Source organism: Streptomyces sp. NPDC090127 (assembly GCF_044746945.1).
Classification (GTDB): domain Bacteria; phylum Actinomycetota; class Actinomycetes; order Streptomycetales; family Streptomycetaceae; genus Streptomyces.
The window spans coordinates 83,456-109,682 of the sequence record NZ_JBIVDE010000001.1; the positions used below are offsets into that span (position 1 = coordinate 83,456).

The 26,227-nt window shown below is 71.0% G+C and carries 23 protein-coding genes and 1 riboswitch; of the genes, 9 read left to right on the plus strand and 14 right to left on the minus strand.

The genetic code is table 11. The annotated features are described in order from the left end of the window. Nucleotides 1–39: 39 nt before the first annotated feature. The 6 genes from ACIPPS_RS00325 to ACIPPS_RS00350 form a co-directional block, all read right to left on the minus strand. Nucleotides 40–1,458 carry an NAD(P)/FAD-dependent oxidoreductase gene (locus ACIPPS_RS00325; protein ID WP_401425015.1) on the minus strand — a complete coding sequence of 473 codons (1,419 nt, stop codon included), beginning with the start codon at nt 1,456–1,458 and terminating at the stop codon, nt 40–42. A 34-nt stretch (nt 1,459–1,492) separates the two neighbouring features. Then, on the minus strand, nt 1,493–2,287 hold the full coding sequence (locus ACIPPS_RS00330) for an ABC transporter permease (RefSeq protein WP_401425017.1): 795 nt from the start codon (nt 2,285–2,287) through the stop codon (nt 1,493–1,495). Further along, nucleotides 2,287–3,219: an ABC transporter permease gene (locus tag ACIPPS_RS00335; RefSeq protein WP_401425019.1), complete on the minus strand. Its 933-nt coding sequence runs from the start codon at nt 3,217–3,219 to the stop codon at nt 2,287–2,289. The genes ACIPPS_RS00330 and ACIPPS_RS00335 overlap by 1 nt, the downstream gene beginning before the upstream one ends. After that, complete coding sequence (locus ACIPPS_RS00340; RefSeq protein WP_401425021.1) at nt 3,216–4,367, minus strand: ABC transporter ATP-binding protein; 1,152 nt, start codon at nt 4,365–4,367, stop codon at nt 3,216–3,218. Before ACIPPS_RS00340 ends, ACIPPS_RS00335 begins: the two co-directional genes overlap by 4 nt. A 78-nt stretch (nt 4,368–4,445) precedes the next feature. Then, nucleotides 4,446–5,693 (minus strand): PotD/PotF family extracellular solute-binding protein, encoded by a 1,248-nt coding sequence (locus tag ACIPPS_RS00345; protein ID WP_401425023.1) that lies wholly within the window; start codon nt 5,691–5,693, stop codon nt 4,446–4,448. 29 nt (nt 5,694–5,722) lie between these two features. Further along, complete coding sequence (locus tag ACIPPS_RS00350; protein WP_401425026.1) at nt 5,723–7,237, minus strand: gamma-aminobutyraldehyde dehydrogenase; 1,515 nt, start codon at nt 7,235–7,237, stop codon at nt 5,723–5,725. 145 nt (nt 7,238–7,382) lie between these two features. Between ACIPPS_RS00350 and ACIPPS_RS00355 the strand changes: the two genes are divergently transcribed. Continuing rightward, complete coding sequence (locus ACIPPS_RS00355) at nt 7,383–7,961, plus strand: NADAR family protein (RefSeq protein ID WP_401425028.1); 579 nt, start codon at nt 7,383–7,385, stop codon at nt 7,959–7,961. Between the two features lie 131 nt (nt 7,962–8,092). Here the strand turns inward: ACIPPS_RS00355 and ACIPPS_RS00360 are convergent, their stop codons facing one another. Beyond that, nucleotides 8,093–8,734, minus strand: a complete 642-nt coding sequence (locus ACIPPS_RS00360) for a DUF4190 domain-containing protein (RefSeq protein ID WP_401425030.1) — start codon at nt 8,732–8,734, stop codon at nt 8,093–8,095. 75 nt (nt 8,735–8,809) lie between these two features. On the opposite strand from ACIPPS_RS00360, the gene ACIPPS_RS00365 reads away from it, so the two are divergent. Genes ACIPPS_RS00365 through ACIPPS_RS00375 form a run of 3 tightly spaced genes read left to right on the plus strand, consistent with a single transcriptional unit; the run spans nt 8,810 to nt 11,329 of the window. After that, the gene (locus ACIPPS_RS00365) at nt 8,810–9,838 is read left to right on the plus strand and encodes an adenosine deaminase (protein ID WP_401425033.1); all 1,029 of its coding nucleotides are present in this window, start codon (nt 8,810–8,812) and stop codon (nt 9,836–9,838) included. A gap of 16 nt (nt 9,839–9,854) precedes the next feature. Continuing rightward, nucleotides 9,855–10,547 carry a glycerophosphodiester phosphodiesterase gene (locus tag ACIPPS_RS00370; RefSeq protein ID WP_401425035.1) on the plus strand — a complete coding sequence of 231 codons (693 nt, stop codon included), beginning with the start codon at nt 9,855–9,857 and terminating at the stop codon, nt 10,545–10,547. Then, nucleotides 10,544–11,329 carry an SAM-dependent methyltransferase gene (locus ACIPPS_RS00375; RefSeq protein WP_401425037.1) on the plus strand — a complete coding sequence of 262 codons (786 nt, stop codon included), beginning with the start codon at nt 10,544–10,546 and terminating at the stop codon, nt 11,327–11,329. Before ACIPPS_RS00370 ends, ACIPPS_RS00375 begins: the two co-directional genes overlap by 4 nt. A 177-nt stretch (nt 11,330–11,506) precedes the next feature. On the opposite strand, the gene ACIPPS_RS00380 is transcribed toward ACIPPS_RS00375, so the two are convergent. From ACIPPS_RS00380 to ACIPPS_RS00390, 3 genes are all read right to left on the minus strand, one after another. After that, the gene (locus tag ACIPPS_RS00380) at nt 11,507–12,130 is read right to left on the minus strand and encodes a hypothetical protein (RefSeq protein ID WP_401425040.1); all 624 of its coding nucleotides are present in this window, start codon (nt 12,128–12,130) and stop codon (nt 11,507–11,509) included. Between the two features lie 61 nt (nt 12,131–12,191). Further along, a complete protein-coding gene (locus ACIPPS_RS00385; RefSeq protein WP_401427122.1) occupies nt 12,192–13,355 on the minus strand; it encodes a PotD/PotF family extracellular solute-binding protein in 1,164 nt (387 codons plus the stop codon). Nucleotides 13,356–13,561: 206 nt separating this feature from the next. After that, nucleotides 13,562–14,998: a gamma-aminobutyraldehyde dehydrogenase gene (locus ACIPPS_RS00390; protein ID WP_401425042.1), complete on the minus strand. Its 1,437-nt coding sequence runs from the start codon at nt 14,996–14,998 to the stop codon at nt 13,562–13,564. A gap of 191 nt (nt 14,999–15,189) precedes the next feature. On the opposite strand from ACIPPS_RS00390, the gene ACIPPS_RS00395 reads away from it, so the two are divergent. The 5 genes from ACIPPS_RS00395 to ACIPPS_RS00415 all read left to right on the plus strand — a co-directional run bounded on the left by ACIPPS_RS00395 (nt 15,190) and on the right by ACIPPS_RS00415 (nt 20,447). Beyond that, nucleotides 15,190–15,696 carry an Lrp/AsnC family transcriptional regulator gene (locus tag ACIPPS_RS00395; RefSeq protein WP_401425044.1) on the plus strand — a complete coding sequence of 169 codons (507 nt, stop codon included), beginning with the start codon at nt 15,190–15,192 and terminating at the stop codon, nt 15,694–15,696. Continuing rightward, nucleotides 15,681–17,060: an aspartate aminotransferase family protein gene (locus tag ACIPPS_RS00400; RefSeq protein WP_401425046.1), complete on the plus strand. Its 1,380-nt coding sequence runs from the start codon at nt 15,681–15,683 to the stop codon at nt 17,058–17,060. The genes ACIPPS_RS00395 and ACIPPS_RS00400 overlap by 16 nt, the downstream gene beginning before the upstream one ends. 232 nt (nt 17,061–17,292) lie before the next feature. Beyond that, a complete protein-coding gene (locus ACIPPS_RS00405; protein WP_401425049.1) occupies nt 17,293–18,021 on the plus strand; it encodes an ABC transporter ATP-binding protein in 729 nt (242 codons plus the stop codon). Further along, the gene (locus tag ACIPPS_RS00410) at nt 18,003–19,148 is read left to right on the plus strand and encodes a hypothetical protein (RefSeq protein ID WP_401425051.1); all 1,146 of its coding nucleotides are present in this window, start codon (nt 18,003–18,005) and stop codon (nt 19,146–19,148) included. The genes ACIPPS_RS00405 and ACIPPS_RS00410 overlap by 19 nt, the downstream gene beginning before the upstream one ends. A gap of 342 nt (nt 19,149–19,490) precedes the next feature. Beyond that, nucleotides 19,491–20,447: a hypothetical protein gene (locus tag ACIPPS_RS00415; RefSeq protein ID WP_401425054.1), complete on the plus strand. Its 957-nt coding sequence runs from the start codon at nt 19,491–19,493 to the stop codon at nt 20,445–20,447. Between the two features lie 46 nt (nt 20,448–20,493). Here the strand turns inward: ACIPPS_RS00415 and ACIPPS_RS00420 are convergent, their stop codons facing one another. From ACIPPS_RS00420 to rlmN, 4 genes are all read right to left on the minus strand, one after another. Then, complete coding sequence (locus tag ACIPPS_RS00420; protein ID WP_401425056.1) at nt 20,494–21,522, minus strand: ABC transporter ATP-binding protein; 1,029 nt, start codon at nt 21,520–21,522, stop codon at nt 20,494–20,496. Then, complete coding sequence (locus tag ACIPPS_RS00425) at nt 21,522–23,138, minus strand: ABC transporter permease (protein ID WP_401425058.1); 1,617 nt, start codon at nt 23,136–23,138, stop codon at nt 21,522–21,524. The genes ACIPPS_RS00420 and ACIPPS_RS00425 overlap by 1 nt, the downstream gene beginning before the upstream one ends. A 104-nt stretch (nt 23,139–23,242) precedes the next feature. Next, a complete protein-coding gene (locus ACIPPS_RS00430) occupies nt 23,243–24,322 on the minus strand; it encodes a thiamine ABC transporter substrate binding subunit (RefSeq protein WP_401427125.1) in 1,080 nt (359 codons plus the stop codon). Nucleotides 24,323–24,409: 87 nt separating this feature from the next. Beyond that, a riboswitch (TPP riboswitch) is annotated at nt 24,410–24,517 on the minus strand. Nucleotides 24,518–24,546: 29 nt separating this feature from the next. Beyond that, on the minus strand, nt 24,547–25,653 hold the full coding sequence (gene rlmN, locus ACIPPS_RS00435) for a 23S rRNA (adenine(2503)-C(2))-methyltransferase RlmN (RefSeq protein WP_401425060.1): 1,107 nt from the start codon (nt 25,651–25,653) through the stop codon (nt 24,547–24,549). Between the last annotated feature and the right edge of the window lie 574 nt (nt 25,654–26,227).

Below are 26,227 nucleotides of genomic sequence, written 5' to 3' on the forward strand. Positions count from 1 at the left end.
GCTCGCGTCCCTGGTACCGCCCGATCCGATCGACACCCCCTAGCTGTCGAAGCCCAGGCCGACGCGGTCCATGGCCTTCAGCCACAGATTGCGCCGGCCGCCGTTCTCGTCGGCGCGGGCGAGGGACCACTTGGTGAGGCCGATGCCGGCCCAGGCGATCGGCTCCGGCGGGAACGGCAGCGGCTTGGAGCGGACCATCTCCAGCTCCGTCCGCTCGGTGCGCTCCCCCGCCAGCAGGTCGAGCATCACGTCGCCGCCGAAGCGGGTGGCGCCGACGCCGAGACCGGTGTAGCCGGCCGCGTACGCGACCTTGCCCTGGTACGCCGTACCGAAGAAGGCCGAGAAGCGGGAGCAGGTGTCGATCGCGCCGCCCCAGGCGTGGCTGAAGCGGAGCCCCTCCAGCTGCGGGAAGCAGCGGAAGAAGTGCTCGGCGAGCTTCAGGTACGTCTCCGGGCGGTGGTCCATCTCGGCGGTTACCTTGCCGCCGAAGCGGTAGATCGCGTCGTAGCCGCCCCACAGGATCCGGTGGTCGGCGGTGATCCGGAAGTAGTGGAACTGGTTGGCGCTGTCGCCGAGGCCCTGGCGGTTCTTCCAGCCGACGGCGGCGAGCTGCTCGGGCGAGAGCGGCTCGGTCATCAGGGCGTAGTCGTAGACGGGGACGGTGTAGGGGCGGACCCGCTTGACCAGCGACGGGAAGACGTTGGTGCCGAGCGCGACCCGGCCGGCGAGGATCCTGCCGTACGGGGTGCGCACGCCCATGCCCGCGCCGACGGCGACCAGATCGAGGCCGGGGGTGTTCTCGTAGATCCGTACGCCCAGGTCCTGCGCCGCGCGCTTGAGGCCCCAGGCCAGCTTGGCGGGGTTGAGCATGGCGACCCCGCGCCGGTCCCACAGACCGCCGAGGAAGGTCGGGGAGTCGACCTCCGCGCGGACCGCGTCGCCGTCGAGGAGTTCGAGGCCGTCGGCGAGACCGAGCCGCTCGATCTCCTCGTACACCTCGTGGAGTTCCTCGACCTGGTACGGCTCGGTGGCGACGTCGATCTCGCCGGTGCGCTCGAAGTCGCAGTCCAGCGCGTAGCGGGCGACCGCCGCCTCGATGGCGTCGAGGTTGCGCTCGCCGAGCTCCTCCAGCTTCGGCAGCTCGTCCGGCCAGCGGGCGAGCCCGTTGCCGAAGCCGTGGGTGAGGGAGGCGGCGCAGAAGCCTCCGTTGCGGCCCGAGGCGGCCCAGCCCACCTCGCGGCCTTCGATCAGGACGACATCCCGGGAGGGGTCGCGCTCCTTGGCGAGGAGCGCGGTCCACAGTCCGCTGTAGCCGCCGCCGACGACGAGAAGGTCGCACTTCTCGGTGCCGGTGAGGGCGGGCAGGGCGCCGGGCTTGCCGGGATCTTCCAGCCAGAAGGGGACGGGCCGGGCGTCGGAGAGAGATTGTGCAGCGAGACGCATGGCGACTGGGGCCATGGTTTCCAACTCCTTCAGGTGTTACGGGGTCTGCTCAGCTTGTCGCTGTTTTCTTGCGCCGGTTCGAGATGATCTGTCCGGCTACCACCACCAGTACAGCAAGGACGAACATCGCTGTGCCGATGACGTTGATCTGGACGGGCGTACCGCGCTGTGCCGAGCCCCAGACGAACATGGGGAAGGTGACGGTCGAGCCCGCGTTGAAGTTGGTGATGATGAAGTCGTCGAACGAGAGCGCGAAGGCGAGCAGCGCGCCGGCGGCGATGCCGGGGGCGGCGATCGGCAGCGTGACCCGTACGAAGGTCTGCACCGGGCCCGCGTAGAGGTCGCGCGCGGCTTCCTCCAGGCGCGGGTCCATGGACATCACGCGCGCCTTGACGGCCGTCACCACGAACGACAGACAGAACATGATGTGGGCGATCAAAACCGTCCAGAACCCCAGCTCGGCGCCCATGTTGAGGAAGAGCGTGAGCAGGGAGGCGGCCATGACGACCTCGGGCATGGCCATCGGCAGGAAGATCAGCGAGTTGATCGCGCCGCGCGCCCGGAAGCGGTAGCGCACCAGCGCGAAGGCGATCATCGTGCCGAGGACCGTGGCGCCGACGGTGGCCCAGGCGGCGATCTGCAACGACAGGGTCAGGGAGCCGCACATGTCGGCGACACCGCAGGGGTCCTTCCAGGCGTCCAGGGAGAAGCGCTGCCAGGCGTAGTTGAAGCGGCCGTTCGGCTTGTTGAACGAGAACACCATCACGACGATGTTCGGCAGGACCATGTACGCGAGCGTCAGCAGGCCCGCGATGACGACGAGGTTCCGACGGATCCAACGCATCAGACCAGGTCCTCCGTTCCCGCGCGGCGGATGTAGACGGTGACCATGACCAGCACGATCGCCATGAGGATGAAGGAGAGCGCGGCGGCCGTCGGGTAGTCGAGCACCCGCAGGAACTGCGACTGGATGACGTTGCCGACCATCTTGGTGTCGGTCGAGCCGAGCAGTTCGGCGTTGACGTAGTCGCCGCTCGCCGGGATGAAGGTGAGCAGCGTGCCGGAGACCACGCCGGGCATCGACAGCGGGAACGTCACCTTGCGGAAGGTGGTCGCGGGGGACGCGTACAGGTCCCGCGCGGCCTCGTGGAGCCGGCCGTCGATCCGCTCCAGGGAGGTGTAGAGCGGCAGGATCATGAAGGGCAGGAAGTTGTACGTCAGACCGCAGACCACCGCCATCGGGGTGGCGAGCACGCGGTCGCCCTCGGTCCAGCCGAGCCAACTGGTCACGTCCAGGACGTGCAGCGCGTTCAGCGCGTCGACCACCAGGCTGTCGTCCGCGAGGATCGTCTTCCAGGCCAGGGTCCTGATGAGGAAGCTGGTGAAGAAGGGCGCGATGACGAGGACGAGGACGAGGTTGCGCCAGCGGCCGGCCTTGAAGGCGATCATGTACGCGAGCGGGTAGCCGAGCAGCAGGCACAGGAGCGTGGCGGTGCCGGCGTACAGCAGCGAGCGGACGAACTGCGGCCAGTACTCCTGGAAGGCGTCCCAGTAGGTCTGGACGTGCCAGGTGACCTCGAACCCCTTCTCCAGGGAGCCGGTCTGCACGGAGGTGGAGGCCTGGTAGACCATCGGCAGCGCGAAGAAGACGACCAGCCAGATGATGCCGGGCAGCAGCAGCCAGTAGGGGACGAGCCGCTTGCGGGTGGAGGGCTTGCGCGTCACCGGTTCCTCGACCGGTGCGGCTTCCCCCTTCGTCAGGGTGGGGGCGCTCATCCGGCGGCCTCCACCGTCTCCACGCCCGCGTCGATGTCCTGGTCGGCGTCCAGGCAGAAGGTGTGCGCCGGGTTCCAGTGCAGGACGACCTCGGCGCCGGGCACGAGACGGGTGTCCCGCTCGATGTTCTGCTCGTAGACCTGGAGCTCCGCGCCCGCCGGCGAGTTCACCACGTACTGCGTGGAGACGCCGATGAACGAGGAGTCGGCTATCCGCCCGGTGACCTTGTTGCGGCCGTCGGCGAGGGACGCGGCGTCGTCGGCGTGGGTGAGGGAGATCTTCTCGGGGCGCACGCCCACGAGGACCTTCCCGCCGGTGCGTACCGTCGCCGAACATCGGTCGGCGGGCAGCCGGAGCGTGCCGCCGCCGGCCGTCACGACCAGGTCGGAGCCGCCGGCCTCGACGACCTCGGCCTCGATCAGGTTGGACGTGCCGAGGAAGTTGGCGACGAAGGTGGTCCGCGGGTTCTCGTACAGGTCGGCGGGGGCGCCGAGCTGCTCGACCCGGCCGCCGTTCATCACCGCGACCTGGTCGGCCATGGTCATGGCCTCCTCCTGGTCGTGGGTGACGTGCACGAAGGTGATGCCGACCTCGGTCTGGATGCGCTTGAGCTCCAGCTGCATCTGGCGCCGCAGCTTGAGGTCGAGCGCGCCGAGCGGCTCGTCGAGGAGCAGCACCTGCGGGTGGTTGATGAGCGCGCGGGCCACCGCGACGCGCTGCTGCTGGCCGCCGGAGAGCTGGTGCGGCTTGTGCCGGGCCTTGTCGCCGAGCTGGACGAGCTCCAGCATGTCGTCGACCTGCTTCTTGACCGACTTGATGCCGCGTCGGCGCAGACCGAAGGCGATGTTCTCGGTGATGTCCATGTGCGGGAAGAGCGCGTAGGACTGGAAGACGGTGTTCACCGGACGCTTGTACGGCGGGAGGGCGGTGACGTCGGTGTCGCCGAGGAAGACCGAGCCGCTGGTGGGGTCCTCCAGGCCGGCGATCATCCGCAGCGTGGTCGTCTTGCCGCAGCCGGAGGCGCCGAGGAGCGCGAAGAACGAGCCCTGCGGGACGGTCAGGTCGAGCGGGTGGACGGCGGTGAAGGGGCCGTACGTCTTGCTGATGCCGGTGAGACGGACGTCGCCGCCGGTGTTCTTGTCAGTCATGGGTTGCGATCCCAGGGGTCGTGAGAGGTGGACGGCATGGGGGCGGAGTCCGCGCGGCGTGCCGCCGCGGGGGGAGGCTCAGGCGCCGATGAGCTTGGCGAACTTCTCCTCGTACGCCGTCTCTTCCTGGCTGGTCAGCGAGCGGAAGGCGTGCGACTTCGCGGCCATGGCCTTGTCCGGGAGGATCAGCGTGTTCGAGGCGAGCTCGGGGTCGATCTTGGCCAGCTCGTCCTTCACCCCGTCGACGGGGCAGACGTAGTTGATGTACGCGGCGAGCTGGGCGGCGACCGGGAGCTCGTAGTAGTAGTCGATGAGCTTCTCGGCGTTGGCCTTGTGCCGGGCCTTGGCCGGGACCATCAGGTTGTCGCTGGAGGTGATGTAGCCGGCCGAGGGGATCGCGTACTGGATGTCCGGGTTGTCGGCCTGGAGCTGGATGACGTCCCCGGCCCAGGCGAGGCAGGCGGCGAGGTCGCCCTTGTCCAGGTCGGAGGTGTAGTCGTTGCCGGTGAAGCGACGGATCTGCTTCTTGTCGACGCCCTTCTGGAGCCGGCCTATCGCCTCGTCGTACTCGGCGTCGGTGAAGTCGCCCGGGTCCTTGCCCATGTCGAGCAGGGTCATGCCGACGGTGTCGCGCATCTCGGTGAGGAAGCCGACCCGGCCCTTGAGGGCGGGGTCGTCCAGGAGCTGGGTGACGGAGTCGACCTTCTTCCCGCCGGTCGCCTTGGTGTTGTAGGCGATGACGGTGGAGATGCCGGTCCACGGGTACGAGTAGGCGCGGCCCGGGTCCCAGTCGGGGCGGCGGAACTGCGCGGAGAGGTTGGCGTAGGCGTTCGGCAGGTGGGCCGCGTCGAGCTTCTGCGCCCAGCCGAGCCGGATGAGGCGGGCGGCGAGCCAGTCGGTGACGCAGATCAGGTCGCGGCCGGTGTCCTGGCCGGCCGCGAGCTGCGGCTTGATCTTGCCGAAGAACTCGACGTTGTCGTTGATGTCCTCGGTGTACTTGACCTTGATCCCGGTGCGCTTGGTGAACGCCTCCAGGGTCGGGCGGGACTTCTCGTCCTCGCTGACGTCCATGTACTCGGTCCAGTTGGAGAAGCTGAGCTGCTTCTCCTTGGCCGAGAAGTCCGTGGACGCGGGGCCCTCGCCCTCACGCTTGGCCGGCGGGATGCCACAGGCGCTCAGGGACGCCAGGCCGCCGATCGTGAGCGCGCCGACCCCTCCGGCGCGCAGCATCGAACGGCGGGTGAGGGCGCCCCGGCCGCTCGTGAGACTGCGTCGCATCGCCGCGAGTTGCGCGGCGGACAGGCTGTCGGGCTCGTTCTGGTCCATGCGCTGTGCCTTCCGGGGGTTGGGGAGGACTACCGGTCTCCGAAGATCGTGCGGTGCCAGTCCTTCCGGACCACCGCGGTGTTTTCGTACATCACATGCTTGACCTGCGTGTACTCCTCGAAGGAATACGCCGACATGTCCTTTCCGAACCCGGAGGCCTTGTAGCCGCCGTGCGGCATCTCGCTGATGATCGGGATGTGGTCGTTGATCCAGACACATCCCGCCTTGATCTCGCGGGTGGCGCGGTTGGCGCGGAAGACGTCACGGGTCCAGGCGGAGGACGCCAGGCCGTAGGGGGTGTCGTTGGCGAGCCGGAGACCGTCGTCGTCGCTGTCGAAGGGCAGGACCACGAGGACCGGCCCGAAGATCTCCGACTGCACGACCTCGCTGTCCTGCGCGGCGCCGGTGATCAGCGTCGGCCGGTAGTACGCGCCGTCCTTCAGCTCCCCGCCGGGTGCCTCGCCGCCGGTGACGACGGTGGCGTAGCCGCGGGCGCGTTCGACGAAGCCGGCGACCCGGTCGCGCTGGGCGTGGCTGATGAGCGGGCCGAGGTCCGTGGAGGGGTCGAACGGGTCGCCGAGGCGGACGCTCTCCATGAGCTCGGCGACGCGGGCCACGAAGGCGTCGAAGAGCGGGCGCTGCACGTAGGCGCGGGTCGCGGCGGTGCAGTCCTGGCCGCTGTTGATGAGGGAGCCGGCGACGGCGCCGTGCGCGGCGGCCTCCAGGTCGGCGTCGTCGAAGACCACGAAGGGGGCCTTGCCGCCGAGTTCGAGGTGGAGCCGCTTCACGGTGGAGGTGGCGATCTCGGCGACCCGCTTGCCGACCGGGGTGGAGCCGGTGAAGGAGGTCATGGCGACGTCGGGGTGGCCGACGAGGTGCTCGCCGGCGACGCGGCCGGCGCCGTTGACGATGTTGACGACACCGTCGGGGATACCCGCCTCGGTGGCGGCCTGGGCGAACATCAGCGAGGTGAGCGGGGTGAGCTCGGCCGGCTTGAGGACGATCGTGTTGCCGGCGGCGATGGCCGGCAGGATCTTCCAGGCGGCCATCTGGAGCGGATAGTTCCAGGGCGCGATGGAGCCGACGACACCGATCGCCTCGCGACGGACGTACGAGGTGTGGTCGGCGCTGTACTCGCCGGCGGACTGGCCCTGGAGGTGGCGGGCCGCGCCCGCGAAGAAGGCGGCGTTGTCGACGGTGCCGGGTACGTCGAACTCGGTCGACAGCTTGATCGGCTTGCCGCACTGGAGCGATTCGACGCGCGCGATGTCCTCGGCCCGCTCGGCGAGGACGCCCGCGAAGCGGTGCAGGGCGTCGGAACGCTCGCCGGGGGTCGCGCCCGCCCAGCCCGGGAAGGCCTCGGTGGCGGCGGCGACGGCGGCGTCGACGTCGGCGGTGGACGCGAGGGTGTACGTGTACACGCTCTCGCCCGTGGCCGGATCGACGACGCTGTGCTCGTCCCCCGAGGTTCCGGGCCGCAGCCGCCCGCCGATGTACTGTGCGCCGTCCGCGAAGCGGTCCGTCACCTGGAAGCGGTTGCCCATGACGCTCTCCGTTGTCCCAGCTCGAATTGAGTGCCGATCCTGACAGAGGGATATCCGACCAACAAGTGATTCCGTTGTTGCCTTTTGGTTACGCGACGGAATCGGTCGACCATGTGTCGAGGACCCAGGAAAATCTCCATACGGAATGTCCGTGGCGGCTGCCAGACTCGCATGCATGGGGCAGATCGAGGAGTTGACACAGCAGGTCAGACGGGGTGACAGGGTGAAGTTCCTGCCCTTCTGGGGGCACCGCCCACGGCCGGACGGGACGCTCTCGGCGAGCTGTCTGAGCCAGTGGTGGGAGTCGCCCTTCGAGGTCGGCGGCGTACGGTACGCGACGGCCGAGCACTGGATGATGGCGGCCAAGGCCAGGATTTTCGGGGATCCGGAGGCCGAGGGGGCCGCGCTGGCGTCGCGTACGCCCGCCGAGGCGAAGAAGGCCGGGCGGTTGGTGCGCGGGTTCGATCAGGGCGTGTGGGAGCGGGAGCGGTTCGGCATCGTCGTCGAGGGCAGCGTCCACAAGTTCGCCTCGGACGAGGCGCTGCGGGCGTTCCTGCTCGGCACCGGTGGCCGTGTCCTGGTGGAGGCGAGCCCGCTGGACCGCGTGTGGGGCATCGGTCTCGCCGCCGACGACCCCCGCGCGACGGACCCGGCCCGCTGGCGCGGTCTGAACCTCCTGGGCTTCGCCCTCATGGAGGCCCGGGAGCGGCTGCGGGGCGGCTGACACCCGCCCGGGCGACGGGGGCGCCACGCGCACGAGAGAGGAGCCGCGGAGGAGCGGCCACGACGGCCACGCCCATGAAGGAGGGGCCCCGCACCTGAAACGCGGGGCCCCTCTTCGTACCGGAGTCGCGGCTAACGCCTCTCAAGCACCAGGCTCGTCGCGAACGGGTCGTCCGAGTCGTCGCCGAAGGACTCGTCCTGGGCGATCGCCCAGATGATGAAGGCCAGGAACACCGCGCTGACCAGGATGCCGATCGAGCCGAGCACGATGCCCGCCGTCGCCATCCCGCCGTTGTTCGCCTCGCCGCGCTGGACCTTCTTGCGGCCGATGACGCCGAAGACCAGCGCGAGGATGCCGAGGACGACCCCGAGCCCGTACATGCAGAAGCCGGCCACCGCGATGATGCCGAGCACCATCGCCGCCGTGCCCATGCCGTTCGACGGGGGCTGCTGCCAGCCGGGCTGGGCGTAACCGCCGCCACCCGTCCCGTAGCCCGGGTAGCCGGGGTAGCCGTACCCCGACGGCGCGGGCGCCGTGACCGGCGGCGGCGTCGGGTAGCCGTACGAGCCGGCCGCCGGGCCACCGGGAGCGACCGGCGGCGGCGGCACCTCCCCCGACGGCATCGCGGTCATCGTCGGCTGGTCGTGGACCGGCGGCCGGTCCTGCGGCGCGGGCGTCGCCGGCTTGCTCAGTTCCACCCCGTCGCGGTTCGGCGGAGCCCACGGGTCCGCCGGGTCGTACCCGCCCCGCGGCTGGTCGCTGTTGTCAGACATGGGCCTCCCCCATCGTGGTCACGCCATGCTACGACCTCGCCCCGGGACGGGACCCGCCCGGCCTACGATGATCCGATGAGCGATCTGCACCCCTTCATCGCGGGGCTCCCCAAGGCCGAGCTGCACGTCCACCACGTCGGCTCCGCCTCGCCCCGGATCGTCGCCGAGCTGGCGGCGCGGCACCCGGACTCCAAGGTTCCGACCGACCCCGAGGCGCTCGTCGACTACTTCACCTTCACCGACTTCGCCCACTTCATCGAGGTCTACCTCTCGGTCGTGGACCTCGTCCGCACCCCGGAGGACGTCCGGCTGCTGACCTACGAGGTCGCCCGTGACATGGCGCGGCAGAACATCCGGTACGCCGAGCTGACCATCACGCCGTACAGCTCGACCCGCCGTGGCATCGACGAGGTGGCCTTCATGGCGGCGATCGAGGACGCCCGCAAGGCCGCCGAGACCGAGCTCGGCGTCGTGCTGCGCTGGTGCTTCGACATCCCCGGCGAGGCCGGTCTCGAGGCCGCCGAGGAGACCGCCCGGCTCGCCGTCGACCTGCGGCCCGAGGGCCTGGTGGCGTTCGGGCTCGGCGGTCCGGAGATCGGTGTGCCGCGCCCGCAGTTCAAGCCGTACTTCGACCGGGCCGTCGAGGCCGGTCTGCACTCCGTCCCGCACGCCGGCGAGACGACCGGCCCGGAGACGATCTGGGACGCCCTGCGGGACCTGCGGGCCGAGCGCATCGGCCACGGCACCAGCGCGGTCCAGGACCCGGCGCTCCTGGCCCACCTGGCGGAGCACCGGATCGCCCTGGAGGTCTGCCCGACGTCCAACATCGCCACCCGCGCGGTCGCCGACCTGGACCGGCACCCCATCAAGGAGATGGTGGCGGCCGGGGTCCTGGTGACGATCAACAGCGACGACCCGCCGATGTTCGGCACGGACCTGAACACCGAGTACGCGGTCGCCGCCCGTCTCCTGGAGCTCGACGAGCGCGGTCTGGCGGCCCTGGCCAAGAACGCCGTCGAGGCCTCGTTCCTCGACCCGGCCGGCAAGGCCCGCATCGCCGCCGAGATCGACGCGTACACGGAGAAGTGGCTGGCGGGACGGTAGCCGCGACAATGGCCCCATGGACCACGTCACTGTCGTAGGCCACCGCGGGGACCCGTACCGCGTCCGGGAGAACACCATCCCCTCGATCGTCTCGGCGATCGAGGGCGGGGCGGACGCCGTCGAGATCGATGTACGGCTCACCGCGGACGGCGTCCCCGTCCTGCTCCACGACGACACGCTCAAGCGGCTGTGGGGCCACGACCGGCCGCTGTCCGCGCTCACCCTCGCCCAGGTGCGGGAGCTGACGCACGACGGCGTCCCCACCCTGCGCGAGGCGCTGATCGCGGCCGGGCCGTACCGGCTGATGCTCGATCTGCCCGGCGGGAACGAGGACTCGGTCCGCACGGTCGTCGGCACGGTCCGCGAGTGCGGCGCCGGCCGGCGCGTCTACTACTGCGCGGGCGGGGTCGCCATGCTCCAGGTGCGGGCCGCCGACCCGTCGGCGGAGATCGCCCTGACCTGGAACTCGCTCGCCCCGCCGCGGGCCGCCCTCCTCGACGCGGTGCGGCCGCGCTGGCTCAACTACCGCTTCGGGGTGCTGAGTCGGGAGCTGGTGGAGCGCGTGCACCGGGACGGCTACCTCGTCTCGGCCTGGACGGCGGACACCCGGCGCACCATGCGTAAGCTCCTGTCCCACGGGGTGGACGCGATCACCACCAACCGTGTCGACGCGCTCGCCGCCGAACTGCGAAGGGGTACACCGAGGTGACCGGCATCGAGAGGATCCGTACCGACGTCGCGCACAACGCCCGCGTGTGGAACTACTGGTTGGGCGGCAAGGACAACTATCCGGTGGACCGGGCGGTCGGCGATCAGGTCACCGGATTCTACCCGAGCATCGGCGAAGTCGCCCGCGCGGACCGGGCGTTCCTGGGCCGCGCGGTGACGCATCTGGCGGACGAGGCCGGGGTGCGCCAGTTCCTGGACATCGGTACGGGACTGCCGACCGCCGACAACACCCACGAGGTCGCCCAGCGCGTCGCCCCGGAGTCCCGGATCGTCTACGTCGACAACGACCCGATCGTGCTGACCCACGCCCGCGCGCTGCTGACCAGCGCGCCGGAGGGCGTCACCGAGTACGTCGACGCCGACGCGCGGGACCCGAAGCGGATCCTGGCGGTGGCGGGCCGCACGCTCGACCTGTCGCGGCCGGTCGCGGTGATGATGCTCGGCATCCTGAACTTCGTCCTCGACACCGAGGAGGCCCGGGGCGTCGTCCGCACGCTGATGGACGCGGTCCCCTCCGGTTCGTACCTCGTCCTGACCCACCCGACGCTGGAGCCGGAGCTCGGCGGTGACGGGAACGTGGCGGCGATGGCGTTCTGGAACGAGAACGCGACCCCACCGATCACGGCCCGCACGCGCGCCGAGTTCACCTCCTTCTTCGAGGGGCTCGACATGCTGGAGCCGGGGATCGTGTCCTGCGCGAGCTGGCGGTTCGCGCCGGCGGGCGAGGTGGCACAGTTCGGCGCGGTGGGCCGGAAGCCGTAGTGGGGATACGGGGGATGCCGTTCGTCGTGCCCCGCGCCCCCGAACTGCCGTCGGCGAGCTGGCTCGCGTACGGGCTGACGACGCTCACCGTGCTCCCGCTGGTCTGGCGCCGGCGCGCGGGAGATGCACGACGTCCTCTCGCACGAACAGCGTCGCCCTGGCCCTGATGGTGGCGGCCTACGGACCGCCGACGACCTGAGGCGCGGGCGCCCCCGCACCCGGCGGACCCGCCTGACCCGCCTGACCTGCCTGCCCCGCCGGGACCGACTGGACCGGCGGACCCGCCTGAGCCGCCTGAGCCGCCTCCAGGCGCCTGATCATCCGTCGTACGACGAGCAGCGGGACGATCCCGAGGACGCCGAACGACATGTCGATCACCGACCACCAGAAGGGGATGCCCCGGATCGGGCCGCAGATCAGGGCGAGCGGGATGATCCCGACGCAGGCGATCATCCCGAACTCGATCACCCAGATGTTGCGGACCGGGTCGCGGTACGGCCCGTAGAAGGCGACGGCGATGACGAGGTGCGCGAAGGCGAGCCAGTCGGTGCCGTACAGCAGGAACGGGTGCTGGGCGTCGGCGGTGTCGAGGCCGTCGCCCACCCGCACGATCCACTCCATGAGCCCGGGGAAGAGCTCCCCGACCGGCGACGCCCAGGACGTCAGAGCCTCCTCGGTGAGGCGGAGTTCGGTCACGAGCGGGAAGGCGGTCAGCCCGCTGAGCACCAGACAGACGATGAAGAGGACCAGCCACACACGGATACGCCGAAGAAGGGCCACGGGCCCGTTCGCCTCGTTCATGACAGCAGACTACGCCTCTCATGAACGCGTTCAAAAACGAGGTCGCCCCGGCCCCTGGGGCTCACAGACCGACGAGGGCGTTCCACCTCTTCGCGAACTCCGTCCGCTCCTCGGAGGTGATGTCCCGGGCGATCGCCAACCGTCCCCGCATCTCGTCGTCGGGGAAGATCAGCGGGTCCTCGGCGAGGGCGGCCAGCTCCTCGTCGCCGGAGTCGGCGAGCACGTCACGGGCGGCCGGCACCGGGCAGACGTAGTTGACCCACGCGGCCAGCTCGGCGGCGACCTCGGGCTCGTAGTAGTAGTCGACGAGCTTCTCGGCGTTGGTCTTGTGCTGCGCGAGGTTGGGGATCATCAGCGACTCGGCCCACAGCTCGGCACCCTCCTCGGGGACGACGAACTCGATGTCGGGGTTGTCGGCCTGGAGCTGGATGACGTCGCCCGAGTACGCCTGACAGGCCAGCACGTCACCGGTGGACAGGTCCTTGATGTAGTCGTTGCCGGTGAAGCGGCGGATGTGGCGCTGGGCGACGAGCTTCTCGACCTGCTCGCACATCGTGTGGAAGTCGTCGGCGGTCCAGCGCGTCACGTCGACCCCGTTGCCCTGCATGAGCAGCGCGAAGGACTCGTCGAGCCCGGAGAGCAGGGTGACCTTCCCGCGCAGTTCGCGCTCCCACAGCTCGTTGACCGAGCGGATCTCCCGGCCGAGCTTCTTGCGGTTGTACGCGATGCCGGTGATCCCGGACTGCCAGGGGACGGTGTGCAGCCGGCCCTCGTCGAAGGCGGGCGAGCGCAGCTGGGGATCGAGGTGCCGGACGATGTTCGGCTGCGCGGCCCGGTCCATCTCCTGCACCCAGCCGAGCCGGACGAACCGGGCGGCCATCCAGTCGCTGACGACGATGAGGTCCCGGCCGGTCTCCTGGTGGTTCATCAGGGCCGGGCTGACCTTGCCGAAGAACTCGTCGTTGTCGTTGATCTCCTCGGTGTACCGGACGGATATCCCGGTGCGCGCGGAGAAGGCGTCCAGCGTGGGGCGCTTCGAGGTGTCGTCGTCATCGGTGTCGATGTAGAGCGGCCAGTTGGCGAAGTCGAGCGTACGGTCCCGCGCGGAGAGGTCCCGGCCCGCCCGTCGCCCGGGCTCGACGTAGGCGGCCGGCACTCCGCACCCGGCGAGCAGGGCCACCGCCCCCGCGCCGCCCATCCCGCGCAGCAGGGACCGGCGGGACATGTTCTTCCTCGCTGTCGCTCTCATCCGAGCAGCATCGCCGCCGCACCTCGACGGGGCAATGGACGCTCCGTTCGACGGAACGACCGCGGCCCCGACACCCTGTCGATCACGGGACGGGCCGGATCCGCCCGGAAACAACGGCGCGGCCCCGCCGCCCGAAGGCGACAGGACCGCGACCGTCACGACCTGGTGGGACCGGAGAGGTCCTAGCCGAGGGACGTCATCACGTGCTTGATGCGCGTGTAGTCGTCGAAGCCGTACGCCGAGAGGTCCTTGCCGTAGCCGGACTTCTTGAAGCCGCCGTGCGGCATCTCCGCGACCAGCGGGATGTGGGTGTTGATCCACACACAGCCGAAGTCGAGCGACTTCGACATGCGCATCGCGCGGCCGTGGTCCTTCGTCCAGACCGAGGAGGCGAGCGCGAACTCGACGCCGTTGGCGTACTCCAGGGCCTGCTCCTCGTCACGGAACGACTGGACCGTGATGACCGGGCCGAAGACCTCGTTCTGGATGATCTCGTCGTCCTGCTTGAGGCCGGAGACGACGGTCGGGGCGTAGAAGTAGCCCTTGTCGCCGACCTGGTGACCGCCCGTCTCGACCTTGGCGTGGGCCGGGAGGCGGTCGATGAAGCCGGCGACCTGCTTCAGCTGGTTGGCGTTGTTCAGCGGGCCGAAGAACACGTCCTCCTCGTCCGGCTGACCGGTCTTCGTGTCGGCGGCGGCCTTGGCCAGCTGCGTCACGAAGTCGTCGTGGATCGACGCGTGCACGAGGACACGGGTCGCGGCGGTGCAGTCCTGGCCGGCGTTGAAGAAGCCCGCCGCGGAGATGTCCTCGACGGCCTTGGCGATGTCGGTGTCCTCGAAGACCACGACCGGCGCCTTGCCGCCCAGCTCCAGGTGGACGCGCTTGACGTCCTTGGCCGCCGACTCGGCGACCTGCATGCCGGCGCGTACCGAACCGGTGATGGAGGCCATCGCCGGCGTCGGGTGCTCGACCATCGCGCGGCCGGTGTCCCGGTCGCCACAGATGACGTTGAAGACGCCCTTGGGCACGATGGAGCCGATGATCTCCGCCATCAGGACGGTCGACGCGGGGGTCGTGTCCGAGGGCTTGAGCACGACGGTGTTGCCCGCGGCGAGCGCCGGGGCGAACTTCCACACCGCCATCATCATCGGGTAGTTCCACGGCGCGACCTGGGCGCAGACGCCCACCGGCTCGCGGCGGACGATGGAGGTCAGGCCCTCCATGTACTCGCCGGCCGAGCGGCCTTCGAGCATCCGGGCGGCACCCGCGAAGAAGCGGATCTGGTCGACCATGGGGGGAATCTCTTCGCTCGCGGTGAGGGCGAGCGGCTTGCCGGTGTTCTCGACCTCGGCGGCGATCAGGTCCTCGGCGCGCTCCTCGAAGGCGTCCGCGATCTTCAGCAGAACCTTCTGGCGCTCGGCGGGCGTGGTGTCACGCCAGGCCGGGAACGCGGCCGCGGCCGCGTCCATGGCGGCGTCGACGTCCGTCTGGCCCGAGAGCGGAGACGTGGCGAAGACCTCGCCCGTGGCCGGGTTGACCACATCGATGGTCCGTCCGTCGGCGGCGTCCCGGAACTCCCCGTTGATGTAGTTACGCAGCCGGCGCAGCTCGGTGGTCACTTTGCCACCCCTCCTGTCACGTTCTTGGTCGCACATCGTCGTGCGGCGTCCCGTTTGCTGAGACACCCCAGCCTAATCGCTTCCCTGACGCTTTCGACAGGTCCAGCACCCGCCAACTTCGGATTCAGTGCGATCGGGCACCTCAAACAACGAATTACATCGCTCTGGGGTTGCGATACAGACGAGTCTCGGTGCACAGTGAGTGCGTGGCCAGTCAAAGCACGAATTCCAGAACCGGTTCCGGTTCGTCCCCGACGATCGATGCCGTCTCCCTGGCGATCATCGAACAGCTCCAGGAGGACGGCCGCCGTCCGTACGCCGCCATCGGCAAGGCCGTGGGCCTGTCCGAGGCCGCCGTACGGCAGCGCGTCCAGAAGCTGCTCGACCAGGGCGTCATGCAGATCGTCGCCGTCACCGACCCGCTCACCGTGGGCCTGCGACGCCAGGCGATGGTCGGCATCAACGTCGAGGGTGACCTCGATCCGGTGGCGGAAGCACTGACTGCCATGTCGGAATGTGAGTACGTGGTGATGACCGCGGGCTCGTTCGACCTGATGGTGGAGGTCGTCTGTGAGGATGACGACCACCTGCTGGATGTGATCAACAAGCGCATCCGCACCCTTCCCGGCGTGCGCTCCACGGAGAGCTTCGTCTACCTCAAGCTCAAGAAGCAGACCTATATGTGGGGAACTCGATAATCGTGACCCAGGACCTGTCCAAGACCGCGTACGACCACCTGTGGATGCACTTCACCCGCATGTCCTCGTACGAGAACTCCCCCGTCCCCACCATCGTGCGTGGTGAGGGCACCTACATCTTCGACGACAAGGGCAAGCGCTACCTCGACGGTCTCGCGGGTCTCTTCGTGGTCAACGCCGGGCACGGCCGCAAGGAGCTGGCCGAGGTCGCGTACAAGCAGGCCCAGGAGCTCGCGTTCTTCCCCGTGTGGTCGTACGCGCACCCCAAGGCCGTCGAGCTCGCCGAGCGCCTGGCCGACTACGCCCCGGGCGACCTGAACAAGGTGTTCTTCACCACCGGTGGCGGCGAGGCCGTCGAGACCGCGTGGAAGCTCGCCAAGCAGTACTTCAAGCTGCAGGGCAAGCACACCAAGTACAAGGTCATCTCGCGTGCGGTCGCCTACCACGGCACCCCGCAGGGCGCCCTGTCGATCACCGGCCTGCCGGCCCTGAAGGCCCCCTTCGAGCCGCTGGTCCCCGGCGCGCACAAGGTGCCGAACACCAACATCTACCGCGCCCCGATCCACGGCGACGACCCCGAGGCCTTCGGCCGCTGGGCCGCCGACCAGATCGAGCAGCAGATCCTCTTCGAGGGCGCCGAGACCGTCGCCGCCGTCTTCCTGGAGCCGGTGCAGAACGCCGGCGGCTGCTTCCCGCCGCCGCCCGGGTACTTCCAGCGGGTCCGCGAGATCTGCGACCAGTACGACGTGCTGCTCGTCTCCGACGAGACGATCTGCGCCTTCGGCCGCCTCGGCACGATGTTCGCCTGTGACAAGTTCGGCTACGTGCCGGACATGATCACCTGCGCCAAGGGCATGACCTCGGGCTACTCCCCGATCGGTGCCTGCATCGTCTCGGACCGCATCGCGGAGCCGTTCTACAAGGGCGACAACACCTTCCTGCACGGCTACACCTTCGGTGGCCACCCTGTGTCGTCGGCGGTCGCGATCGCCAACCTCGACATCTTCGACAAGGAAGGCCTGAACCAGCACGTGCTGGACCAGGAGGGCAACTTCTTCGAGACCCTGAAGAAGCTGCACGACCTGCCGATCGTCGGCGACGTCCGCGGCAACGGCTTCTTCTACGGCATCGAGCTCGTGAAGGACAAGGTCACCAAGGAGTCCTTCACGGACGAGGAGACCGAGCGCGTGCTCTACGGCTTCCTCTCCAAGGCGCTCTTCGAGAACGGCCTGTACTGCCGTGCCGACGACCGTGGCGACCCGGTCATCCAGCTGGCCCCGCCGCTCATCGCCGACCAGGGCACCTTCGACGAGATCGAAGGCATCCTGCGCTCGGTGCTCACGGAGGCGTGGACCAAGCTCTGACGGTTCCGGCCCGGGGAGGCACAGCCTCCCCGGCACAGAACCTCACGCCGCCCTCACGGCGTGACCCCGGCCCGGGTGTGCGGCCATCCGAGTGGATGGCGGCCGCCCGGGCCGTGTGCTGTCCGTACAAACGGATCTGAATCCTTACGGTGCCCAGTGACCGACAGGCCCGTCCCTTCGTTCCCTCGGACGGGGGAACGCAAGTATCGGATCCGACATCGAGGTGTACGCGATGGCCCCACCGGACAACGACGTGCTCTGGGCGCGTTCCCTGCACTGCACGCTGGAGGGCTCGGACGTCCTGACCGGCGTCTCCCTGGGCGTGCGCGAGGGCGAGATCCTCGCCCTCGTCGGCCCACGCGGCAGCGGCAAGACCACGCTGATGCGCTGTCTGTCCGGCCAGACGCTCGCCCAGCAGGGCGAGGTCTGGTTCAACAGCAGCCCCGTGCACACCATGAGCCCGGTCCAGCGCGAACGGCTCCGCCGGGACCGGTTCGGCTGGATCGACCCCGAGCCCGGACTGGTGCCGGAGCTGACCGCCTGGGAGAACGCGGCCCTGCCGCTGCTGCTGCGCGGGGTCTCGCACCGGGCCGCGAAGGCCTCCGCCCTGGAGTGGCTGGAGCGCCTGGACATCGGCGCCTGCGCGCGCAGGCGTCCGCACGCGCTGACCCAGTCGCAGCGCCAGCGGATCGCCATCACCCGGGCCCTGGTGACCACCCCGTCCGTGCTCTTCGCGGACGAGCCGACCGCCTCCCTGCACAGCGCCGACGGCGCGCAGGTGCTGCGGACGCTCACGGCGGCCGCCCGCTCGCACCGGATCACCGTGCTCCTCGCCACCCACGACACGGAGGTGGCCGCCCTGGCCGACCGCTCGGTCGCCCTGCTCGACGGGCGCCGGGTGGGGGCCTCGGCGCCGACCAACGGGGCGGAGGGCGTCGCGGCGTGCTCGCTCTCCGTCTAATCCGCGGGACCCACCCCCTCGTCCTGCTGCGGCGGCTCCTGGTCGCCGCGGCGGCCGCGGGGGTGGGCTTTCTGCTGTTGTGCACGCTCGGGTACGCCGTGGGCCACCCGGACCGGTCGGCCGCCGCGACCCTGCGGCTGCTGTGGTGCCTGATCCCGCTGGCCGCGACGGTGCACTTCGCGGTCGCCGTGGCCCGTACGGACCCCAGCACCACGCCACGGCCCGGGCTCTCGGCGATCGGACTCGGCCCGGCCCGGCTCACGGCCATCGCCGCGGCCTCGACCGCAGTCGCCTGCACGCTCGGCTCGATGGTGGCCCTGCTGTTCTTCCTGCACCTGCGCGGCGACATCACCGGGCTGCCCTTCGACGGCGCGGCAGCCGAGCTGGTCGCGGCGGGCCGCCCGATCCCGCTGGCCGCCGCGCTCACGCTGCTGGCGATCCTGCCCGTGGCGGCCACCACGGCGGCGGCGCTGGCCCTGCGCCCCCGGAAGACCCCGGCGGGCCCCGAGGGCGTGGAGAAGTCGCCGCCCTCGGGCCTCCCCTGGGGGGTGGCCCTGCTCGCGGCAGGCCTGGCGGTCGAGACGTACGCCGGACAGGGCGGCGCGGCCGGCGGGCTGCCGCTCCCGGGCCGCTTCGACGCCAGCCCGGCGGGGGTCCTCGCGGGCTGGGTCATCACGGCGATCGGCCTCGCGACGGCGGGCCCCGGCATCACCCACTGGTGCGGCCGTCTGCTCCAGGCCGTCCGCCCCGGCGCGACCCGACTGCTCGCCGGCCGCGTCCTGATGGACGAGTCCCGGCGCATCGGGCGCCCGCTGGGCGTGGTGTGCGCGGTGGCATCGGGCGCGGTCGCGGCGGTGACGCTGTACGACTCCGGCACGGGCGGCTTCGGCCCGCTGACCGGCCTGGGCGCGTCGCTGGTGATGGCGTGCACGACGGCGACGCTGCTGACGGCGGCGCTGGAGTCCAAGCAGTGCCGCGCCCACACGACGGAAGCCCTGGTCCGCCTCGGCGCCCCGCCCACGGTCCTGCGCACAGCGGCCCTGATGCGCGCGGGCGCGCTGCTGGCGGTGTTCCTCCCGCTCACCTGGCTGGTGGGCACGCTGGCAGCGGTCCCGCTGGCGGCGTGACGACGCCGAGGCGTGACAGCGGCCGCGGAAGTCACGGCGACCGAGGGCGTGACGGCGGCCGGGGCCGTGACGGCCGGGGCCCCGGGAGTGCGTGCCGGGACCCGGCGATCCGTCACTCGAACCGGCTGCTGGTGGGGACGCCCGCGGAGGCGCGCACACGAATCGAGCACATGCACGAGCGCTGGCGGGCTGAGCACTCTCGTCCGGGGCGACATCTGAGGAGTGGCTCGCGCCCGGCCGCGGCGCGCCGCGTCACGGAAGGCCCGAGGAGGCAACGTCGACGCCCGATCAGCCGTCTGGCAGTCCGGACACCGACCTCTCCTCCCGGAACGGAGCCACCTCGTGCTCATAGGACTGCTGACGGCCGTCGCCGCCTCGATCTGCTACGGCACCGGCTCCGTCCTCCAGGCCGTCGGATCGCGCAGATCCGCCCGGCGCGAGGCGGCTGCCGAGGCGGCCGGGCAGGTCACCGGCCGAGGCGGGCCCAGCCTGGCGTCGACCGCGAAGGCGGCGACGACCTGGGAGTTCGTGGTCGGCACGGTCCTGGACTTCATCGGCTTCGGCCTCGGCGCGCTCGCCGCCCGGATGCTGCCCCTGTTCCTCTCCCAGACGGTCATCAGCGCGAACCTGGTGATCACGGCGGTCCTGAGCGTCCGGATGCTCGGCATCCGGCTGACGCGCGCCGAGTGGACGTCGATCGGCGTGGTCTGCTCCGCGCTCGTGCTGCTCGCGAGCGCGGCGGGCCCCGAGGGCAGCGGGCACGCCGCGCCCGGCACGCACGGGTGGCTGCTCGCGGTCGCGCTGGTCCTGATGGCCGGCGGCACGCTCCTCGTCCGGCTCCTGGGCGCGCGGGCGGCGATCCTCGCGGGCCTGCTGTCGGGTCTCGGCTTCGGCGCGCTCGGGGTGGGCGTACGGATCCTCGACGGCGTCGACCCGTTCGACCTCGGCACGCTCGTCACCGATCCGGCGCTGTACGCGATCCTCGTCGCCGGGATCGGCGGGATGTACCTGCACACCGTCGCGCTCCAGATCGGCTCGGTGAACGGGGCGACGGCGGCGCTCGTGGTCGGCGAGACCGTGCTGCCCGGGATGATCGGCGTGTGGTGGCTGGGCGACACCTCCCGTGCGGGCTTCGGCTGGCTGGCCGTCCTCGGCTTCGCACTGGCGGTGGCGGGCGCCGTGGCGGTCGCCTGGTTCGGCAACCCGGCCGCCCACGGCACCCCGCCCCCGCCGGAGGACCCCCCGTCCCGGGACCCGGCCGCCGCACCGCGCGCCGCCGAGTCCCCCGCCCTGCGCTAGGGGGTCGTGCGGGCAACCCCGCGACCGCCACTGACGGGCCATCACCTCACGGCGCCTCGCCCGCGAGGACCACGACCTCGTCCGCCGCGAAGGCCACACCCACCTCCGCGCCCTCCGCCGGAGCGTCGCCGAGGGCGCACTCCGCCTCCAGGGGCGGGCCCTCGGCCGGGCGCAGGAGGACGGTGACGTGCGTGCCGCGGAACGTGCGCGCCTCGACCGTGCAGGTCAGGCCGTCCGCCGGGCCCACCAGCCGTACGCCACCGGGGCGTACGAGGACCTCCCGCGCGCCCTGGGGCGAGCCGTCCGGCACCGGGATACCGCCCCAGACGGTGTCGGCGGCCGCGCCGCTCACCGTCCCGGGCACCACGTTGTCGAAGCCGAGGAAGCGGGCCACGAACGCGGAGGCCGGGCGCCGCCAGACCTCGAGAGGGGTCCCGGACTGGGCGATCCGGCCGTCGCGCATCACCACCACCCGGTCGGCGAGCGCGAAGGCCTCGCCCTGGTCGTGGGTGACGGCCAGCACGGTCGTACCCAACTGACGGAACAGGCTCCGCAGTTCGACCACGAGCCGTTCCCGCAGTCGGCGGTCCAGCTGGCCGAGCGGCTCGTCCAGCATCAGCAGCCGGGGCCGGGGCGCGAGCGCGCGGGCGAGCGCCACGCGCTGCTGCTCGCCGCCCGAGAGCGAGGCGACGGCCCGCCCGCCGGCCCCGGACAGCCCGACGAGCTCCAGCAACTCCCGTACCCGCTCGTCCCGTTCGGTCTTCGCGACACCGTGCATCCGCAGCCCGAATGCGACGTTGCCGCCGACGTCCCGCTGCGGGAAGAGCTGGTGGTCCTGGAACATCAGGCCGACCCCGCGCCGGTGCGACGGCACCCCGGTCTGGTCCGTGCCGTCGAGTCGGACCCGTCCGCCGTCGAGCGGCTGGAGCCCGGCGACGGCCCGCAGCATCGTGGACTTGCCGCTGCCGCTCGGCCCGAGCACGCACACGATCTCGTGGTCGGACACCGCCAGCTCCACGGAGTCGAGCACGGCCCGTTCCCCGAACCGTACGGTCGCGTCCTCGATGTGCAGCATCAGAACTCCCCCGCGGTGGTCCGGTCGGTCCGGAGCCGTTCGAGCAGCAGCAGGGACACCGCGCACACCACCATCAGAATCGTCGAGAGGGCCATGGCCTGGCCGTAGTTGAGCTCGCCGGGCCGACCGAGCAGGCGGGCGACGGCGACCGGCAGGGTCGGGTTGTCGGGCCGGGCGATGAAGACGGTGGCGCCGAACTCGCCCAGCGAGACGGCGAAGGCGAACCCGGCCGCGATGAGCACCGCCCGCCGTACCAGCGGCAGATCGACCTCGCGCCAGGCCCGCAGCGGCGAGGCGCCCAGGACGGCAGCCGCCTCCCGCAGCCGTTCGTCGACGGCGCGCAGCACGGGCAGCATGGTCCGTACGACGAAGGGGACGCCGACCAGCGCCTGCGCGAGCGGGACGAGGATCCAGCTGGCGCGCAGGTCGAACGGCGGCTCGTCCAGGGTGATCAGGAAGCCGAAGCCGACCGTCACCGCCGAGACCCCGAGCGGCAGCATCAGCAGCGCGTCGAAGCCCCGTACGAGACGCCCGGCCCGGCGGGTGAGGGCGGCCGCCGCGAGCCCGCCGACGAGGAGGGCGAGGGCGGTGGCGACGACGGCGTACCGCAGCGAGTTCCCGATGGTGTCGACCATCGGGACGAGGAAGGTGCCGGAGGGGTCGACGGACTGCAGGGCCCGGTAGTAGTCGAGCCCGTACCCGTCCGAGGTGGCGAAGGACCGCTCGACGAGCACCGCGAGCGGCAGCACCAGCAGCAGGACGATCGAGACGAGGACGCCCCCGAAGAGCGCCCAGCCGCCGAACCCCCGGGGCCGCCGCGCGGTCTGTTCCGGCGGGACCAGCTTCAGGGCGGTCTCCCGCCGCCGTACCGTCCGGGCGTGCACGGCGAGGACGGCGCCGACGGCGACGAACTGGACGATCGTGAGGACGGCGGCCGTCGTCAGGTCGAACCGGTCGACCGTCTGCCGGTAGATCTCCGTCTCCAGCGTGGAGTACGCCGGTCCGCCGAGGATCTGGACGATCGCGAAGGAACCGGCGGTGAACAGGAACACCATCAGCGCGGCCGCGGCGACGGCGGGACCGAGCGCCGGGAGGGTCACCGTCCGCCAGGCCGTGAACCGGGAGGCGCCGAGGACCCGGGCGGCCTCCTCCTGGCGCGGGTCGAGCTGGGCCCACAGACCGCCGACGGTCCGGACGACGACGGCGTAGTTGAAGAAGACGTGGGCGAGCAGGATGGCCCAGACGGTCGTGTCCAGACGCACGCCCCACACCTCGTCGAGCAGCCCGCCGCGCCCGACGAGCGCCAGGAAGGCCGTGCCGACCATGACCGTGGGCATCACGAAGGGCACGGTGACGACGGCCCGCAACAGCCCCTTGCCGGGGAAGTCGAAGCGCGCGAAGACGTACGCGCCGGGCAGGGCGATCAGCAGCGTCAGCGCGGTGGAGGCGAGCGCCTGCCACAGGGTGAACCAGAGGACGTCGAGGATCTCCGGCCGGGTCAGCGTCTCGCCGAACCGGCCGAACTCCCACGCCCCGTCGACGCGCAGCCCGCGCTCGACGATCGAGGCGACGGGCCAGGCGAAGAAGAGGGCGAAGAAGGCGACGGGCACGACCATCAGGCCGAGCCGAACCGCGCTTCCCCGCCGGTCCGACCGGACCGACCGGACGGACCCGGCGGGCCCGCCCGTGGGTTCGGTCCGGCCGGACCTCTTGTCGGGGCCTACTTCACGACGGTCGAGGACCACGTCTGGATCCACTGCTCGCGCTTCTCGGCGATCTTCTCGGGCGCCATGGTCAGCGGCTTGTCGATCGTCACACCGTGCCGGGTGAACAGCTCGGGCAGCTTGGCGCCCTCGGTCACCGGGTTGACGAACATCTGGAGCGGCATGTCCTCCTGGAACTTCTTGGAGATCAGGAAGTCGATCAGCGCCTTGCCGCCCGCGGGGTTCTTCGCCCCGTTCAGCAGTCCGGCGAACTCGATCTGCCGGAAGCAGGTGCCGGTGGAGACGCCGGTGGGGGCCTCCTTCGGCTGCGGCTCGGAGTAGAGGACCTCGACCGGCGGGCTGGAGGCGTAGGAGACGACCAGCGGTCGGTCGCCCTTGGCCTGCTTGCCGCCGGCGGAGCCGGAGAACTCCTGGTTGTACGCGAGCTCCCAGCTGTCGACGGTCTTCACGCCGTTGGCCTTGAGCTTCTGCCAGTAGCCCGGCCAGCCGTCGTCGCCGTACCGCGCGGCGGTGCCGAGGAGGAAGCCGAGGCCCGGGGAGGACTTCTCGGGGTTCTCGACCACGAGCAGGTTCTTGTACTCCGGCTTGGCCAGGTCGTCGAAGGTCTGCGGGGGCGCGAGCTTCTTGTCGGCGAAGTACTTCTTGTCGTAGTTGACGCAGATGTCACCGGTGTCGATCGGGGTGACCCGCTGCTCCTTGTCGACCTTCGCCTCGGCCGCGACCCCGTCCAGGCCCTTCGCCTCGTACGGAACGAAGATCCCGTTGTCGAGGGCTCGGGAGAGCAGGGTGTTGTCCACGCCGAAGAAGACGTCGCCCTGCGGGGAGCCCTTGGTCAGGATCTCCTTGTTGACGGCGACACCGGCGTCGCCGCTCTTGAGGACCTTGACGGTGAAGCCGGTCTGCTTCGTGAACTCCGCCAGGACCTCCTTGGAGGCGTTGAAGGAGTCGTGGCTCACGAGGGTCACGGTCTTCGGCGCGCGCTCGTCGGTCTTGCCGGCCGCGTCCCTGACGTCCTCGGTGCCGCACGCGGCGAGAGTCGTGACGCCGAGCGCTGCGGCCATGGCCGCGGCGGCCATCTTCTTGGTGCTCACTGGAAATTCCTCCTGGGTGTGACCAGGAAGAGACGCGGCCCCGCCCACCGCGAGGTGGGCAGGGCGCAACAGCTCGAGTTGCGACCGAACTTCCTACCCAGAATGACCTGGGCGAGGTTCAGAGGGTCTGCGGTCCGATGACCGCACTCTCAGCGCTGTGGCGCTCCCCTGTCGGAATATGGAGATGTGTTCGAGCACAGACTACAAGGTCAGCGCTCGGAGGCCGCCAGCTGTCCACAGGCGCCGTCGATCTCCTGCCCGCGGGTGTCACGGACGGTGACCGGAACACCGTGGGCGGCGATGGCCTCGACGAAGGCCTTCTCGTCCTCGGGCCGGGACGCGGTCCACTTCGACCCGGGCGTCGGGTTCAGCGGGATCAGGTTCACGTGGACCCGCCTGCCCTTGAGCAGCCGCCCGAGCAGGTCACCCCGCCAGGCCTGGTCGTTGATGTCGCGGATCAGGGCGTACTCGATGGAGATCCGGCGGCCGGACTTCTCGGCGTACTCCCACGCGGCGTCGAGGACCTCGCGGACCTTCCAGCGCGTGTTGACGGGCACGAGGGTGTCGCGCAGCTCGTCGTCGGGGGCGTGCAGCGAGACTGCGAGACGGCACTTGAAGCCCTCGTCGGCGAAGCGGAGCATCGCGGGCACCAGGCCGACGGTGGAGACGGTGATCCCGCGCTGCGAGAGACCGAGCCCGTCGGGCTCCGGGTCGGTGAGGCGGCGGACGGCGCCGACGACCCGCTTGTAGTTGGCGAGCGGCTCGCCCATGCCCATGAAGACGATGTTGGACAGCCGCGCCGGTCCCCCGGGCACCTCGCCGTCGCGCAGGGCCCGCATCCCGTCGACGATCTGGTGCACGATCTCGGCGGTCGACAGGTTCCGGTCGAGACCGGCCTGGCCGGTGGCGCAGAACGGGCAGTTCATCCCGCAGCCGGCCTGCGAGGAGATGCACATGGTGACCCGGTCCGGGTACCGCATCAGCACGGACTCGACGAGCGTGCCGTCGTGCAGCTTCCACAGGGTCTTACGGGTGGTGTCGTCGTCGCACGAGATGTGCCGCACCACCGACATCAGGTCGGGCAGCAGCTCCCCCTGCAGCTTCTCGCGGGAGCCGGCGGGGATGTCGGTCCACTCGGCGGGATCGTGGGCGTACCGCGCGAAGTAGTGCGTGGACAGCTGCTTGGCGCGAAACGGCTTCTCCCCGATCGCGGCGACAGCCTCCTTGCGCTCGGCGGGCGTGAGGTCGGCAAGGTGCCGCGGCGGCTTCTTGGCTCCGCGGGGGGCGACGAAAGTGAGTTCTCCGGGCTTGGGCATGGTTCCCCCAGTGTCGCAGACGAACGCGGAAACCCGGGCGCCGCGGGACGAGCAGGGGCCGCACGGGCGGTCGGGCAGGGGGAGGCGGGGCCGCGCAGGCGGTCGGGCCGGGGGACGCCGGGCCGCGCGGGCGTCGGGCCGACCGGCCGAGGGGCCGCACGGGCGGTTGGCCGGCAGGCCGAGCAGGGCCGCACGGGCGGTCGGGCCGCAGGAGGAGTGGGGGCCGCACGGGCGGTTGGCCGGCAGGCCGAGCGGGGCCGCTCGGGCGGTTGGCCGGCAGGCCGAGCGGGGCCGCTCGGGCGGTCGGGCCGCAGGAGGAGTGGGGGCCGCGCGGGCGGTCGGGAGGGGACGGCCGCACGGGCGGTCGGGCCGCAGGAGGAGTGGGGGCCGCGCGGGCGGTCGGGAGGGGACGGCGGCACGGGCGGTCGGGCCGCAGGAGGGGCGGGGACGGCGACGCGGGCGGCGGCGCGAGCGGTCCCGTGGGGGCGGCAGGGGCGTCAGCCGGGGCGCGCCGCCTGCGGAATGGGGGGCCGCAGGCGGCTGCGTGCCGCGACAGGCCGGCCGCCGCGGGTGG